This window comes from Caballeronia sp. SEWSISQ10-4 2, from assembly GCF_030464885.1.
Classification (GTDB): domain Bacteria; phylum Pseudomonadota; class Gammaproteobacteria; order Burkholderiales; family Burkholderiaceae; genus Caballeronia.
Genome location: NZ_JALPRJ010000037.1, coordinates 15,525 through 30,197, shown reverse-complemented (window position 1 = coordinate 30,197; position 14,673 = coordinate 15,525). Strand labels below are relative to the sequence as shown.

The following is a 14,673-nucleotide window of genomic DNA, read 5'->3' as shown; positions in this document are numbered from 1 at the left end:
AACCCCGCGCGAGGCACCGCCGCACTAGCTGCGAAACAAAGATGGCTGGACCAGGAAATCGTCCCGGTTCTTGTCTGCGATCCAGTTGGGCGCCCGTCCCCGCCCGCTCCAGGTGGCCCCGGTGGCCGGGTCGCGGTATTTCGCGTTGGCGGCCGGCGGGACCATGCGCGCATGAGCTTTAGTGCCCACGACCTCCTGCAGCGTGATCTTGTATTCCCTCATTTTCGCGACGATCTCGCGCAGCGCTCGATCTGCTTCTTGCTGACGGGCTTGCTCCAACTCTTGCTGGAGCGCTTCGCGCTGCGCCAGTAGTTCCTTCAAACTAGGCATTACTGTTCCCATAATCATTCGAAATAAATCGGGTCGCATATGACCCATCAAGGTTCGTCCAAGCAGCAAATATTAACCGAACTGATGTGCGGACTTGATATCCCTCGGTTCTTGGGTTCGAGCGAAACACGTGCGATCGACTAAAAGGTCTGGCCGCTGACCGTTCGAATGACGATCTCGCCGATGGCGCACCAGGCAGACGGCACCCGTCGGTCCTTATGACCCCAGCGAATGCCGACCCACTACGCGACGCGTTACTTCCACTTCGCGCCGAGTTTATCGAGCCCGGCCTTTTGTAGATCTTCGGGCTTCATCGCAAGCCGGAACTCGCATTCCGCGTTGAATTTGAGGAACCATGGTTCTGCGATCGATGGAAGATCACTAGGTTCCGCGATATCGACGACCAGAACGGCACCGCGCTTCCTGCTTTGTTCAGTGAAATAGATCACCTCCGGCTTGCATTCCTCCACTATCTGCGAGATGACGGCGCCAGCGCTGCCGTCTCGAACAAGCGTGTTGAACGGTTCGTGCGGTATGTGGACATTCACGAGTATGCGCATGATCGCATCGCTCCTGGTTAGTAGGTCTGCTAGGTTTGTCGGAGTCAGCCGGTGCTGCAGGGTCGTCATCCATCCGTGGATAGCGTGGTTTTCTGGCCGCGTTGTCGAGCTTGGCGACACAGGCTCCTGCGGATGTCCCGGCTTGCGTCCAGATCGACGGATGGTGTTCTGCTTTATCGCGATCGGTAGGTCCTTAAATCGGCCGTTCGCGAGAAGCTATTCTGTTATAGGCGCGGACTGCGAAAATAGCACGGCAGGGTTCTCCCGGGCAGAATCACTTGGCAACTAAAGCGGAGAAGGATCCATGGTTCCGATGTTCGCGCAGGACGCCGTGGAGAACGAAGCGCATCACCCGCACAGACTCGACATGCTCCGAACAGCAGGAAATTCCGGGTCCGCAATCGTGGTAATGTCACGGACGCCTATCACCGGCGACAGTCGAGTGATAACGGGGAGCCGCAGGGACATCTGCAAGCCATCGAAATAATCGGCGTGCGTGTCACGCGTACTTCCATCGGCCGAGATCCAGAGCGCTTGAATAGCAACTGATGCCCTCGCATACTTCTGTCTGTCTGTCTGCCTGAACTCGCATTAACCCTTGAGAAAAAAATTATGGATAATCCCTCTCGCTCGGAACGCTCCCGCAAACTGGCCATCGAGGCGGCGTTCACCATCATTGCTCGCGATGGTCCGGGTCAGCTCACGTTTGACGCCATCGCGCGCGAAAGCGGTATCAGCAAGGGCGGACTGATGCATCAGTTCCGCACCAAGGGGAACGTTCTGAAAGCGTTGCTTGAGCACCAGACCGAATATTTCGAGAACTTCTCCCGAGACTATCTGGCTACGATCGGCGACACCAAACCCGAAGCCACGCTGCTGGCGCAGATTGCGACAGCGCGCGAATCCACTACGCAGCAGCACTCGGTCGCCCTTGCCATTCTCGCCGCCCTGGTGGAAGACCCTGAGCTTCTGTCTACGGTTCGAGAGGGCGATGCAAAAAGGGTCAAGCGTATCAAGGCCGAAGCGGTCGACCCGGATCTCGCGCTGTTGCGCTGGTCAGCAGCCAGAGGCCTTGCATTGACGGCTCTTTTTGGGCTCTGCCCATTTTCCGACAAGGAGCGCGGGCGTTTGTTCGATCGCCTGCTTGACGAAGACCAATGGCCATCTTCTCCTGACGCCAAAGTCAAAAAACCGCGTTCCACGCGCTCATCACGTAGCGCCAGCCACAGCGACCAAAGCGCTTGAGAGCAGCGTATCTGCCTGATATGGCGGCAATGGAAATTGCCCGGATCTGGATCTGATCCTCGATGCACGGTCAGTTTCCGACGTGCCGCCGGTAGCGGCTGCAGCGACTGCAGTAACATCCGCACAAGCAAGACCGCGGCGCAGATTCATTCAACGACGGTGGCGTTCGGGCCACCGAATCGCGGTCATCCCAAGGTGTCGATAAATGGGGCGCGAGGCGCTTGCCCCATATCCAATCCCATCCCTGACGCCAATACCATCGTGACGATGCCCACGGACACTCCGTGATTTAATTTACAAACAAACCGCCTGGTCGGTTTACATAAATAATCTGCGGTGTTACGCTTGCGCCTCACATGAGCTGTCATGTCTGAACCTGGCCAGCAAACCGGCAGGTGCAGCATCGAAACCGGAGAACTGAATGGTCAAGTCAATCAAGGCACGGCATCTGTTGCTCGCCGCTATTTGCGCAACCGTGGTTGGTTGCTCAAGCGTGCAGCCGGTCGCGTATTCTGGAATTACGTCGTCATCCTATTTGAAGCCTGATCCGGAGGATAAGTCCGGCCGTGTGCCGTATCGCTTCTCGACTCAGGTGGATTGGCAGCAGTACCGGAAGGCGATTATTGATCCGGTCGTCGTGTATCGAGCCGCTGATAACCAGTTCGGCGATATGAGCGACTCAGACAAAAAAGCCCTCGCAGGCTATATGCAATCCAAGTTTGAGGAGAAACTGCGGACTCGCTTCGAACTGGCGAATGCTCCAGGTCCGGGCACGTTGCGCGTCAAGCTGACTCTGACAGGCGCTTCAACAACCTCTACCTTTCTCGGTCCCTTTACACGGTTCGACCTTTCGGGTGGTGTCTACAACGTAGTTCAAACCGCCCGTGGCAAAGAGGGCGCCTTCACAGGTTCCGTCATGTACGCCGTTGAAATCTACGACGCATCGAACAACAAACTCCTCAGTGCTTACGTGACAAAGCAGTACCCGAATCCATACAACGTCGGAGCGACCTTTGGGTCGCTGAACGCATCGAAGACGGGTATCGAGAAGGGCGCTGATGCTCTGGTTGCGCAGCTTAAATGAGCCGGGATACAGGACGACGATTAGCCGCTGACGGGATAGCCGGTCCCGCGTCGCCTGTATGCAAGCGGTGCCCTGCAAAGCTGGTTCCCCCAAAGTTAGCCGATGCCTGTGGCGCAAGCCGGGCTAAGGGCGCGCGCTCCTGGATCATGCGCCTCGCCCCAAGCGGATGCCGAAGATGAATGAAGCCAAGTTAATTGCGTGTCACGAATGCGATCTGCTCCAGTGGGAGGCGCCGCTACTTGAGGGCGCTACCGCGCGTTGCCAACGATGCGGTGCGGCCCTCTACCGAAGTTTGCCCGCCAGGTTCGACCGCGCACTGGCGTTCACGTCGGCTGCAGCGATTTTGTTTGTGCTCGCCAACTGCTTTCCGATCGTCGGACTTTGGGTCAATGGAACACTGGTCGAAACCACGCTTTTTGGGGCAGCCTGGTCGCTATACGTCCATGGCATGTGGCCAATAGCGGGCCTCGTCTTCGTGACGACGCTGTTGATGCCTTCACTGAACATAGCGGCTGTTATCTATCTGCTCGTTCCGCTGCATGTGGGTGGTCTTCCTCAAAGATCCGAGCTTGTCCTTCGTGTGCTGCGGCACGTTGCGCCCTGGGGCATGATCGAAGTGCTCATGCTCGGCATGCTGGTCGCACTCGTCAAACTCCAGCACATCGCAACCGTTGTCCCCGGCGTCGCGATCTGGGCATTCGGAGCGGTGATGTTGCTACTGGCGGCAGCTGCCGTTACGTTCAATCCGCGTGATATATGGGCGCGTATCGATTCCGTACGGAGCGACCGTCGCGTGTCACACGCGGTACAGGCAAGTGCCACGGCAGATACCGCCGCGCGCGCCGGTCTGTTCTTTTGTCATGACTGCGGCTTGCTCTCAAAGCCGCTTTTTGCCCACGTCCATGCCGGAATCTGCCCGCGTTGCGATGCCATGCTGCATCGGCGCAAACCCGATAGTCTCGTGCGCACCTGGGCATTCGTTTTCGGCGCCATGATCCTTTACATCCCCGCCATTCTCCTGCCAGTCATGGTCACCAGCACCTTGTTCGGGACTCAATCCGACACGATCCTGAGCGGCGTTGTCTATCTCTGGAACGCAGGATCGTGGTCGCTTGCAGCTATCGTTTTCATCGCCAGTGTCGTCGTGCCCGTGCTCAAAATCCTGTCGTTAGCCTATCTCGCGTGGAGCACCCAGTTGCGCTCTGCCCTCATCCCGCGACAGCGAACGCGTATTTACCGCTTGGTGGAGTTTGTCGGCCGCTGGTCGATGCTCGATATCTACGTCATCACCGTTCTGGTCGCGCTCGTGCAATTCGGTTCGGTTGCAAGCATCGAGGCGGGTCCCGGGGCGATCGCATTCGGCGCAGTCGTCGTGCTGACCATGTTCGCCGCGCTGTCATTCGATCCCCGGCTGATATGGGACGCAGTGGAGCCGGAAAGTGAATAGAGATGACCAGGATGCGCCCGGTATTCCGACTGCAGTCGCGGTCAGCCGGTCGAAGTGGCGCATGCAGCTTGTCTGGTTGGTGCCGCTTGTCGCCGTCCTGATCGCGGGATGGCTGGCCGCGCAGTCGATCATGCAAAAAGGCCCGACCATTACCATCAGCTTCTCCACCGGTGAGGGTATCGAAGCTGGCAAGACGAAGATCAAGTTCAAGAATGTCGATATCGGCACGATCAAAAGTGTCGAGCTTTCCGACGATCACAAGACGGTGCTGGCCAGTGCCGAGATGTCCCGCAACGCCTCCAGCATGCTCGTCGACGATACTCGCTTCTGGGTCGTTCGGCCGCGCATCTCCGGCGGCACTGTGTCAGGCATAGGGACATTGTTGTCCGGTTCTCACATCGGAATGGACGTCGGTACGGCGCAAAAAGCGCGACGCGATTTTGTCGGACTCGAGTCGCCGCCGGTCCTGGCCTCAGGCGCGCCAGGGCGAGAGTTCGTGCTTAAGAGCGGGAACATCGGCTCACTCGATATAGGTTCGCCCGTATTCTTCCGGCGGCTTCAGGTCGGTCAGATCGTCTCGTACGCACTTGACCCTGACGGCACGGGAATGACCCTGCACGTTTTTATCAATGCGCCTTATGACAAGTACGTAACGAATGACACTCGCTTCTGGCACGCAAGCGGCGTTGACGTGACTTTGGATACGACCGGCGTAAAGGTCAACACCGAATCATTGGTGTCAATCCTGATTGGTGGCCTGGCATTCGAGAACCCGCCTGACACGATCAGCAAGACTGAAGCAGAAGCGCGGCACCAGTACGAACTTTTTGTCGATCGGGCCGAGGCAATGAAGCAGCATGACGCCATCATCGATAAATACGTGCTGGACTTCAAGGAGTCTGTACGCGGGTTGACCGTCGGTGCGCCCATCGATTTCCGGGGGATAGTCATTGGCGAGGTATCGGCGATTCGCACGCACTTTGATCCGGCAACGAAGGAATTTAGTATCCCCGTCGAGGTGAGCATTTTTCCTGAGCGCCTGGTCGCGAGCGACGACTCGGGAGCCCGTAGTGCGATTACGTCGTCGGAACGAAAAGCCATTGCGGAAGACCTGGTAAAAAAAGGGCTGCGGGCGCAACTGAGGACCGCCAGCCTGCTGACGGGACAACTGTATATTGCGATCGATTTCTTCCCCGCCGCACCGAAAGCGAGCGTCGACTGGAGTGTAAAGACACCCCAGCTGCCAACGGTGCCAGGCAACCTGCAGGGCTTGCAAGACTCAATCACCAGTCTCGTCGCCAAGCTGAACAAGATTCCATTCGAGGGGATCAGCCAGGACCTGCGCAAGACGCTCGGTGACGCAGGCACGCTGATGAACACCATCAATACGGATGTGGCGCCTGAGGCAAAAGCTACGCTGACTGCGGCTCGCGAGGCGCTCACGTCGGCGAATCGCGCGCTGCAAAGCGACTCGCCATTGCAGCAAAGCACCGCTGAAACAATGCGCGAGTTGTCACGGACCGCAGCGTCGTTCCGCTCGCTGGCGGAGTATCTCGAACGCCATCCGGAAGCGCTGCTGCGCGGCAAGACCGAGGACAAGCAATGAACCGATATCCATGGTTTCCCTGGACAGTAGTCGTGCTAACTCTGTTTGCGGGGTGCGCAACGTCGCCAGCATCGAAGTTCTACACGTTGAGCCCGGTTCAAGTTGTCGAACAGTCGTCTGGCATCAATCCGGTCATGATCGCGATCGATCCCGTTACGGTTCCCGAACTGGTCGATCGATCGCAGATAGTGACTACGCTGGATGCGAACCGCGTGTCTATCGATGAGTTCGCTCGCTGGGCAGAGCCCTTGAAGAGTCAGATTCCGCGTGTGCTGGCGGCGGATCTTGTGCAGTTCATCCCGGGGGCGATTGTGTCCACTTACCCGCAACGTGTGGACGACAATGCCTACCGCATATCGGTCGACGTGCAGGCCTTCGATTCGTCAACGAACGGGACGGTGACGCTGGCGGTTATCTGGTTGGTGCGTTCGCCGAAGCGAGGCGAGAAAGTTAGCGGTCGCAGTGTTGTACATGAGGCCGCGGGCGGGCCTGGTTACGACGCCCTGCTCAAGGCACACAGTCGAGCACTCGCGTCCGTGGCGAACGATATCGCCGTAGCGACGCATTCGGCGATGCGGCAGTGACACGAGGGACGGAGTCCACACCTGATCGTCGCATTGCTCCCGCATCGGGCTCGCTCCAATGTCGCCTGCCCACACTGCTTTAATCGCAGGCGTGCTATGGTCATACGCCCTCCGACCGACCTGACCGGCATGACAGGACGGTGACAACGACATCAATCTTCTGCAATGAATCGTCCGAGCCTTTCCTTACAAAGGCGGTGTTCCGCCTGGTTGACGAGACTGGTGTGCGCACTCGTCGCTATCATCGTGGTCGTCGTGATCGCGGGCTATATGACGTTGCGCGCCAGCCTGGCGCAACTCGACGGTACACGCGCTGCGTCTGCGCTGTCGGCAACGGTCTCGATCGAACGCGACGCGCTCGGCGTGCCAACGCTGCAAGGCAGCACCCGCAATGACGTTGCCTTTGGCACCGGCTTTGTGCAGGCTCAGGATCGCTTTTTCCAGATGGATCTGTTGCGCCGCGTCGCCGCGGGCGAGATGTCCGAACTGGTCGGTCCGGCCGCGCTCGAGCTCGATCGCCGCAACCGGCCGCATCGTTTCCGCGAACGCGCGCGGATGGTGCTCGACGCTCTGCCTCCCGATCAGCGGCAACTACTCGATCGATACACGGCCGGCGTCAACGAAGGACTCGCGTCGCTGGCCGCGCGCCCGTTCGAGTACTGGATGCTGCGCACGCAGCCGGCAGCGTGGCGCCCTGAAGACACGCTGCTGGCAGTCTATGCAATGTACTTCGACCTGCAATCGGAAGAGATACGCCGCATCCTGTCGCGCGCGGCATTGCACGAGCAGGTACCGGCTGATCTGTTCGCGTTCCTCCTCCCGGCGACGAGCCATTGGGACGCGCCGTTCGATGTCGCACCGCCTTCGCCCGATGAACCCGCGACGCCTCCCGCGCCCCTACCCTCCACGCGCCCGGACTGGTTGCACACGCTGAAACCGGCAGGCGTCCCGGCATCGAACACCGGGTCGCAGCACGGCAGTCTGACAGAGACCCAATCGATGGTCGGCAGCAACGGCTGGGTGGTCGATGGCGCCCACAGCGAGCACGGCGGTGCGCTCCTCGCGAGTGACATGCATCTCGGCCTGTCGCTGCCGAGCATCTGGTACCGGCTGTCGCTCGCGTGGCCGGGACCCGATGGGCACCTGCGCCGCATCACCGGCGTCAGCCTGCCTGGTGGCCCGCTAGTGATCGCCGGCAGCAACGGACAGATTGCCTGGGGCTTCACCAACAGCTATGGCCGTTTCATCGATCTGATCGAATTGCAGCGTAATCCCGCCGATCCGTTGCAATACCGGATCGCAGGCGGCGCTTGGGAACGCGCGACCGTCCACCATGAACGCATCGCCGTCAAAGGCCGCCAGCCGGTCGACTTACCCGTCGTCGATACGCGCTGGGGCCCGCAGATCGTCGTCGGTTCGCACGCGTATGCGCTGCGCTGGGTCGCGCACGATCGTCAGGCGATCAACCTGAACCTGCAGCGGCTAGAAGACAGCGCGAGCGTCGCGGATGCACTGCATACGGCGCAAACCAGCGGGATTCCCACCCAGAACTTCATGGTCGCCGATTCGCACGGCAAGATCGGCTGGACGCTTGCCGGTCCACTGCCCAAACGTGACGATGCTGCGGACGCATCAAGCGGACCGCTCAGCGACCTGCCGTTCGATTCGGCCACGTATCGCGGCTGGCAGGGCTACCTCGCGCCGGACGCGTACCCCTCGCGGATCGACCCGCCGCTCGGGCGCTTGTGGACCGCGAACAATCGAACCTTGCCGCCAGCCGAAGCGGCGCTTGCCGGCGATGCCGGTACCGACGTAGGCGCGCGCGCGTCACAAATCCGCGACGACCTGTTCGCCGTGCCGCGCGCCAGCGAACGCGACATGCTGTCGATTCAAACCGACGACCGCGCGCTGTGGATCGACACCTGGCGACGCCTGGCTCTTTCCGCCCTCGACACCGACGCGCTGAAGGACCATCCGCAACGTGCTGAATTCCGGCGGCTGATAGAGACATGGAACGGTCGCGCGGATGCCAATGCAACCGGCTACCGGCTGCTGCGCGCGTTTTACTTTTCGCTCTATGACGCCTGGTTCGGCAAGCTCGACGCCGATATCACCGCGCCCGGCCTGCAACTCGGCTATCGCGCCGCGAGTTCGCGCTACGACGCGGTGATGGAAGCGCTCGCGGAGCATCGCGCCTGGGTGCCGGACGGTTTCACCGACTGGCGGGCCTTCATGCTCGACCGGATCGACCATGCGATTGACCAATTGCCCGCGGGCACCAAGCTCGAGGACGCACGCTGGGGCGATCGCAACCGCGCTGCGATCGAGCATCCGTTCGCGCGGACGTTGCCGTCGTGGCTCCCGTGGGTGCGCGGCTGGCTCGGCGCACCGCACGACCCGCTGCCGGGCGACTTCAACATGCCCCGGGTGCAGACGCCGACATTCGGTGCATCCGAACGGATGGTCGTGTCACCGGGGCGCGAGCAGGACGGCATCTTCGAGATGCCCGGCGGGCAATCGGGAAACCCGCTGTCGCCGTATTTTCTCGCGGGGCATGTTGCGTGGGTGCATGGCGACACAACGCCGTTCCTGCCGGGTGAGACAGTTCACCGGCTTGAGTTGGTGCGGCCAGCGCAGTGAACTGTCTGGACGCTCCAGCGTCACCGCCTCCGGCAGTGCCGGTCAACACCGGTAATCACGTCAAATCCTTCAACAGCGACGCCCGCTGCCGGGACTCGATCGTCTGCGCCGGCACCAGATAGTTCGGGTGATCGCATCCGACCTGCAACGCGGCCCCATCGCGCAAACGCGCTTTCATCGCGGGCGTTAGCTCAAAGCGGACAAAATGCACCGCGGAGGTCTTCTCATCGTTCTCGCGTTCCAGGTCCTCGTCGGCGATCGCATACACCGGCGGCCCGCCCTCTACCTCAATGAACACGCGATCCTCGATGCCAATCAGCCGCGCCAACGCCGCATGTCGCTCGATTTCGTTCGCGTATTCAATCTGCATTGTCGCCTTCAGATTGCTGCCGTCCGGCACGAGCGGCAGGTAGGCATCCAGTTCGGCCTGAATCCCCTCCTCTTCGAAAATCTTTTCGATGTGGAGCATTTCCTGAATCTGATAGCGGATCGTCAACTCGTCTTCGAACAGGAACGTGACGTGATTACCTAGCGGCACGGTGCGCTCTTTCTTGTGCTCGATCACCTGATTGCGCATGGCGATGCGCGACTTCGAATAGTTCTCGAGCGACAACAGCGAATGGCGGGCGATACTCATCGGGTGTCCTTGCAGTGCGGAATATCAGAGGCCATAGGCCTTGCGCAATAGCGTCAGCGGATGCGCGAGTTGCGCTTTCGGCAAGCCATTTTCCTCAAGCCCCTGTTCGATATGATGACCGGCCAGCGCGCAATCCGACGAAATGTAATCGGGCTGCGGCTGCGCCATCGCCTTGAATACCGGCGTGCCGATTTGCATCGCCGTACGATGAAACTCCTTTTTCACGCCGAACGTGCCGGCATGTCCGGAACATCGTTCGACTACGCTCACCTGCGTGTCCGGCACCAACGCCAGGGTTTCAGACGTCTTGCGGCCGATGTTCTGCACTCGTGCGTGGCACGGCACGTGATACGCCACCTTGCCCAATCCGGTTTTGAAGTCGGTCTTCAGGAGTCCATCCCGGTGACGCGAAACAAAGTACTCGAAAGGATCCCAGAAGGCTTCGCTGACCGCTCGCACGTCGACATCGTCGGGAAACATCAGCGGCAGTTCGTGCTTGTACATCAGCACGCAGCTCGGAATCGCGCCGATGATCGCATAACCCTCGCGCGCGTATTTCGCGAGCACCGGCATGTTCTTCGCTTTTTTGTCCGCAACGCCCTGCAGATTGCCTTGTTCGAGCAACGGCATGCCGCAACACGCTTCGCTCGTGACGAGTTCGTAAGGCACGTCGTTGTGAGCGAGCACGGCAAGCAGATCGTGGCCGATCCCGGGTTCATTGAAATTCACGTAACAGGTGGCGTAAATCGCTACCTTGCCGGGCGTACGCTCGCCATTGACAGCCTGCGACACCGGTGATTTTTTTGCTGCACTGCGGAATTTACGCGCCGCGAAATCGGGCAGCCACGCGTCCTTGTCGACGCCGAGCGCTTTTTCCATCATGCCGCGCGCCGCGGCGGTGTGATTGACCGCGTTCACCGTCTGCGTAATGACCGGAATGCCCGCGAAATGACCGAGCGCGTCGGTGTTCGAGAGAAACTTGTCGCGTAGCTTCACGTCGCCGCGTTTGTAGTCGATCGCCTTGGCGCGCAGCATCAGATGCGGAAAATCGACATTCCACGGATGCGGGGGCACATAGGGACACTTCGTCATGTAACACAGGTCGCATAGGTAACACTGGTCGACCACCTTGCCGAATTCGCGTTTGTCGACTTCGTGTGCTTCGCCGGTATCGGTTGCATCGACCAGATCGAATAGCGTCGGAAACGCACCGCACAACGACACACAACGCCGGCACCCCGCGCAGATATCGAAGACGCGTGTGAGCTCCTGATCGAGTGCCTCCTGGTCGTAGAACCCGTCCGAGAGCCAGTCGAGCGGATGCCGGGTGGGCGCTTCGAGACTGCCTTCTTTGTGGGGCATGCCGTCGTGCTCCATTTGTAATTTTGTGCTTTTGTACTTGGATCGCGGATGACTGGCGCAATGCTGCGCATCACGCCAACACAAGCGAACGCCTGCGAACCGTCGCCGCATACTTGGCGCCACGTGTATGAGGAACGCCGGCGCTGCCGCCGACGCGCCTCACGTCAGTCGACTAGCGCGTCAAGCGCCTTGGTATACCGATTTGCGTGGCTACGCTCGGCCTTTGCCAGCGTTTCGAACCAATTGGCGATTTCGTCGAAACCTTCTTCGCGCGCCGTCTTCGCCATACCCGGATACATGTCGGTGTATTCGTGTGTTTCGCCGGCAACCGCCGCTTGCAGGTTCAGGCGCGACGAGCCGAACGGCAAGCCAGTGGCGGGGTCTCCCACCGCTTCCAGATATTCGAGGTGCCCATGTGCGTGACCGGTTTCGCCTTCCGCTGTCGAACGGAATAGCGCTGCCACGTCGTTCTGACCCTCGACATCCGCCTTGCCCGCGAAATATAGATAACGACGATTCGCCTGAGATTCGCCAGCGAACGCTGCTTTCAGATTTTCTTCAGTCTTCGAACCCTTGAGTTGCGACATCTGAACCTCCATGCAAGCCTGTATTGGGGGTGCGCGGTTGTAATATAGGTCGTCTAAGTCTTGATGACTCGCCATGCAGTCGCGCGAAGCTGCACAGTCCCATTTAAATCTAGCAGGTGGATTGGGTGTCCCCAATTGTAGTTTTCAATCCCGCCGATAGTCGTTTGCAACACGGAAGCCGGTCATTCCATCGCCGGCTTGACGATGCCTTCCAGTTGATAGAGCTCCAGCTTTCGATATAACGTGCTGCGCGAAACGCCAAGCGAACGGGCAGCCTGGGCAAGATTGCCATGCGAGCCATGCACCGCGCGAGCAATGGCCACGCGCTCCGTTTCTTCCAGACTGGCGGACTGACGCAGCACCGGCTCAGCCGCGCCGATGGTCCCCGTTTCGTCTAGCAGTTCCGCAGGCAATTCGTCGAGCGCCACCTCCTCCTCGCGCGACGTCAAAAGCAAGTTTTCGATAATATTTCGCATCTCCCTGACGTTGCCCGGCCACGAATAGGCTCGCAGCACCGCCATGACTTCGGGGTTCAGCCGCCTTAATGGAACCGCGTGGCGAAGAGCCAGTCGCCGGTTGAAATGTTCGACCAGGAGATCGATGTCGATGTCCCGCTCGCGCAGAGGGGGGATCCGTATGCGGGTGACGCTGATGCGGTAATAGAGGTCGCCACGGAATCGGCCGGATTTTACTTCGTCGTGCAGATTACGATTGGTCATCGCCAAAAGGCGCACATCGACGCGCCGTGGCTGTGTGTCTCCTAACCGGTAGACGACGCCCTCCTCGAGAGCGCGCAACAGGACGGGTTGTAATTCGAGCGGCAGCTCGCCGATTTCGTCGAGACACAAGGTGCCGCCATGCGCCAGTTCGAACCGGCCGGGCCGTCCCTCTGCCGTGGCTCCCGTAAATGCCCCACGCACATGGCCGAACAACTCGCTTCCTATCAGCTCCTTCGACGCCGCCCCGCAGTTGTACGCGACGAAAGCTCCGCCCCCGCGTTCCTCTCCATGTATTGCGCGCGCGAACAGTTCCTTGCCGACTCCGGTTTCGCCCTCGATCAATACCGGCACGCGCCTGCGGGCAAGCTGGCGTCCTCGATTGACGGCAGCGAGCATTGTCGCGCTTTGCCCCAGTATCTGGGCGAAGCAGTTGCGTTGAGGATCGGCCTCGCTTCCCGCCTCGCTTCCCGCCTCGTTGCCTGCGCCGTTCCCGACCGCATTCCCGAGTGCACTGCTACGCTCGGCAATCCGGTTGGCCGCCGGGCGCGATCGCATTGTGGGAACAACGAGCATTGCGCCAATCGTGCTGCCTTCTACAACGACCGGGTTGAACCATTCGGCACGCAAGCCTCGGGGCAGGTGCCGGGCCCAGTCCTCCACGGCGGAGTTTTCGTCCATCCCGGGAAACCGCTCTCCGATGCCAACGGGAAGCGGCACTCTGCCGGTCGTGTGAACGAGCCGGCCGCGCCGGTCGATGGCGATCATCCCCGCTGCATCGGACGATGAAAGCCGTTGCAGGCAAAAAGCCAATAGACGCATCTGCTGACGGGCCGACTGCTCGGCCAGCACCATTTCGATCTGTCGTGCCGCTGTAATCGCCAATGTCAGGTTATTGATCTGATAAGTCGAAGGCGGTCCGGAAATGTCGAGTACACCTATGATCGCACCGGTTCCGGGTTCGCAGATCGGCGCCGCCGCGCAACTCCATGACTTGATCCCTTCGCAGAAGTGTTCCGAGCCATGAATATAGGTTGGCTCGCCGGTGGCGAGCGCGGTGCCGATGCCGTTGGTGCCGGCCATGCCTTCGCGCCAGTCGCCGCCTGTCGTCAAATGGATTTTCTCGCCGGCCGTCAGGGTGCGAAGGTCACCCGCGGCTTTGAGAATCACACCATCCTGGTTGGTGAGAAGCAAGATGGAATGCGAATCCGCGAAAAGGTCCGCGGTCGCGGCGAAAAGTCGATCGGAGGCCGCCAGCAACTCCCGATGACGCCAGCGCAAAGCCTCGACCGCGTCGCCGTGTACCGCGAACGGCGCGAGGTTTGCAGAAGGATTGACGCCGGACTGCAGACTACGCTGCCACGACGCGATCAGAGCCGAAGGAACCGACAACGATGAATCGCCCGCCAGGAAACGCTCCCAAGCGTGCATTGTGTTGCGGTCAGAGTGGACGACGTCGGCCCGCTGCGCCTGGGCCATCACGCCATGCATCACGGCCTGATCGCCAGGACCTGACACACTGTCAGTTTGATGTCTCGCCACAAGTCTCCTCCGATGCGATTGGTCAACCCGAAACCCCTCTGCGGCAGGCTTCGTCGTGACTCGCTATCTGGTATTGCGGCTGGCGCTTCCCGTTGTTCGCTTCTGTAAGCTGGCAGCAACACCACGGGCTAGTATATGCCTAGCTTTTGATCAGGTCCGCTCGGGAAAACACGGTCCGGCCAACGTGGCTAACTATTCTTTTACAAGACACATAGCAGACATATAAGGAACCCTTGCAGCGCTATTCCTGGCGGAAATGACTCAACGGGTATTGGCGTAATAGCCGGCTATTACAGAGCAAGGCAAGTCAAATCAAGCGTTCACGCGAAACGG

The 14,673-nt window shown here is 60.0% G+C and carries 12 protein-coding genes; 6 read left to right on the top strand and 6 right to left on the bottom strand.

From position 1 onward, the window contains the following. Positions 1–24: 24 nt before the first annotated feature. Positions 25–330 carry an H-NS histone family protein gene (locus M0D69_RS24085; RefSeq protein WP_301784385.1) on the bottom strand — a complete coding sequence of 102 codons (306 nt, stop codon included), beginning with the start codon at positions 328–330 and terminating at the stop codon, positions 25–27. 254 nt (positions 331–584) lie between these two features. Then, a complete protein-coding gene (locus M0D69_RS24080; RefSeq protein WP_047897220.1) occupies positions 585–890 on the bottom strand; it encodes a hypothetical protein in 306 nt (101 codons plus the stop codon). Between the two features lie 609 nt (positions 891–1,499). Between M0D69_RS24080 and M0D69_RS24075 the strand changes: the two genes are divergently transcribed. The 6 genes from M0D69_RS24075 (at position 1,500) to M0D69_RS24050 (ending at position 9,496) form a co-directional block, all read left to right on the top strand. Next, on the top strand, positions 1,500–2,135 hold the full coding sequence (locus tag M0D69_RS24075) for a TetR/AcrR family transcriptional regulator (protein ID WP_301784439.1): 636 nt from the start codon (positions 1,500–1,502) through the stop codon (positions 2,133–2,135). Positions 2,136–2,556: 421 nt separating this feature from the next. Further along, the gene (locus M0D69_RS24070) at positions 2,557–3,219 is read left to right on the top strand and encodes a DUF3313 domain-containing protein (RefSeq protein WP_301784384.1); all 663 of its coding nucleotides are present in this window, start codon (positions 2,557–2,559) and stop codon (positions 3,217–3,219) included. A 175-nt stretch (positions 3,220–3,394) separates the two neighbouring features. After that, positions 3,395–4,666 carry a paraquat-inducible protein A gene (locus M0D69_RS24065; RefSeq protein ID WP_301784383.1) on the top strand — a complete coding sequence of 424 codons (1,272 nt, stop codon included), beginning with the start codon at positions 3,395–3,397 and terminating at the stop codon, positions 4,664–4,666. 61 nt (positions 4,667–4,727) lie between these two features. Beyond that, a complete protein-coding gene (locus tag M0D69_RS24060; protein ID WP_301784438.1) occupies positions 4,728–6,272 on the top strand; it encodes an intermembrane transport protein PqiB in 1,545 nt (514 codons plus the stop codon). Beyond that, entirely contained in the window at positions 6,269–6,856 is a 588-nt protein-coding gene (locus M0D69_RS24055; protein ID WP_301784382.1) for a membrane integrity-associated transporter subunit PqiC, read from the top strand. The genes M0D69_RS24060 and M0D69_RS24055 overlap by 4 nt, the downstream gene beginning before the upstream one ends. Before the next feature lie 165 nt (positions 6,857–7,021). Next, the gene (locus M0D69_RS24050) at positions 7,022–9,496 is read left to right on the top strand and encodes a penicillin acylase family protein (RefSeq protein WP_301784381.1); all 2,475 of its coding nucleotides are present in this window, start codon (positions 7,022–7,024) and stop codon (positions 9,494–9,496) included. A gap of 55 nt (positions 9,497–9,551) precedes the next feature. Here the strand turns inward: M0D69_RS24050 and M0D69_RS24045 are convergent, their stop codons facing one another. The 4 genes from M0D69_RS24045 to M0D69_RS24030 form a co-directional block, all read right to left on the bottom strand. Next, complete coding sequence (locus tag M0D69_RS24045; RefSeq protein WP_301784380.1) at positions 9,552–10,133, bottom strand: DUF3501 family protein; 582 nt, start codon at positions 10,131–10,133, stop codon at positions 9,552–9,554. A gap of 24 nt (positions 10,134–10,157) precedes the next feature. After that, positions 10,158–11,495 (bottom strand): heterodisulfide reductase-related iron-sulfur binding cluster, encoded by a 1,338-nt coding sequence (locus tag M0D69_RS24040; RefSeq protein WP_301784379.1) that lies wholly within the window; start codon positions 11,493–11,495, stop codon positions 10,158–10,160. A 164-nt stretch (positions 11,496–11,659) separates the two neighbouring features. Further along, entirely contained in the window at positions 11,660–12,082 is a 423-nt protein-coding gene (locus tag M0D69_RS24035; protein ID WP_047897154.1) for a rubrerythrin family protein, read from the bottom strand. 182 nt (positions 12,083–12,264) lie between these two features. Further along, positions 12,265–14,340: a sigma-54-dependent Fis family transcriptional regulator gene (locus M0D69_RS24030; protein WP_301784378.1), complete on the bottom strand. Its 2,076-nt coding sequence runs from the start codon at positions 14,338–14,340 to the stop codon at positions 12,265–12,267. Positions 14,341–14,673: the final 333 nt, after the last annotated feature.

Coding starts and splice junctions, on each gene's coding strand:
- M0D69_RS24085 (WP_301784385.1), bottom strand. CDS start 330: ATGCCTAGTTTGAAGGAACTACTGGCGCAGCGCGAAGCGCTCCAGCAA.
- M0D69_RS24080 (WP_047897220.1), bottom strand. CDS start 890: ATGCGCATACTCGTGAATGTCCACATACCGCACGAACCGTTCAACACG.
- M0D69_RS24070 (WP_301784384.1), top strand. CDS start 2,557: ATGGTCAAGTCAATCAAGGCACGGCATCTGTTGCTCGCCGCTATTTGC.
- M0D69_RS24065 (WP_301784383.1), top strand. CDS start 3,395: ATGAATGAAGCCAAGTTAATTGCGTGTCACGAATGCGATCTGCTCCAG.
- M0D69_RS24060 (WP_301784438.1), top strand. CDS start 4,728: ATGCAGCTTGTCTGGTTGGTGCCGCTTGTCGCCGTCCTGATCGCGGGA.
- M0D69_RS24055 (WP_301784382.1), top strand. CDS start 6,269: ATGAACCGATATCCATGGTTTCCCTGGACAGTAGTCGTGCTAACTCTG.
- M0D69_RS24050 (WP_301784381.1), top strand. CDS start 7,022: ATGAATCGTCCGAGCCTTTCCTTACAAAGGCGGTGTTCCGCCTGGTTG.
- M0D69_RS24045 (WP_301784380.1), bottom strand. CDS start 10,133: ATGAGTATCGCCCGCCATTCGCTGTTGTCGCTCGAGAACTATTCGAAG.
- M0D69_RS24040 (WP_301784379.1), bottom strand. CDS start 11,495: ATGCCCCACAAAGAAGGCAGTCTCGAAGCGCCCACCCGGCATCCGCTC.
- M0D69_RS24035 (WP_047897154.1), bottom strand. CDS start 12,082: ATGTCGCAACTCAAGGGTTCGAAGACTGAAGAAAATCTGAAAGCAGCG.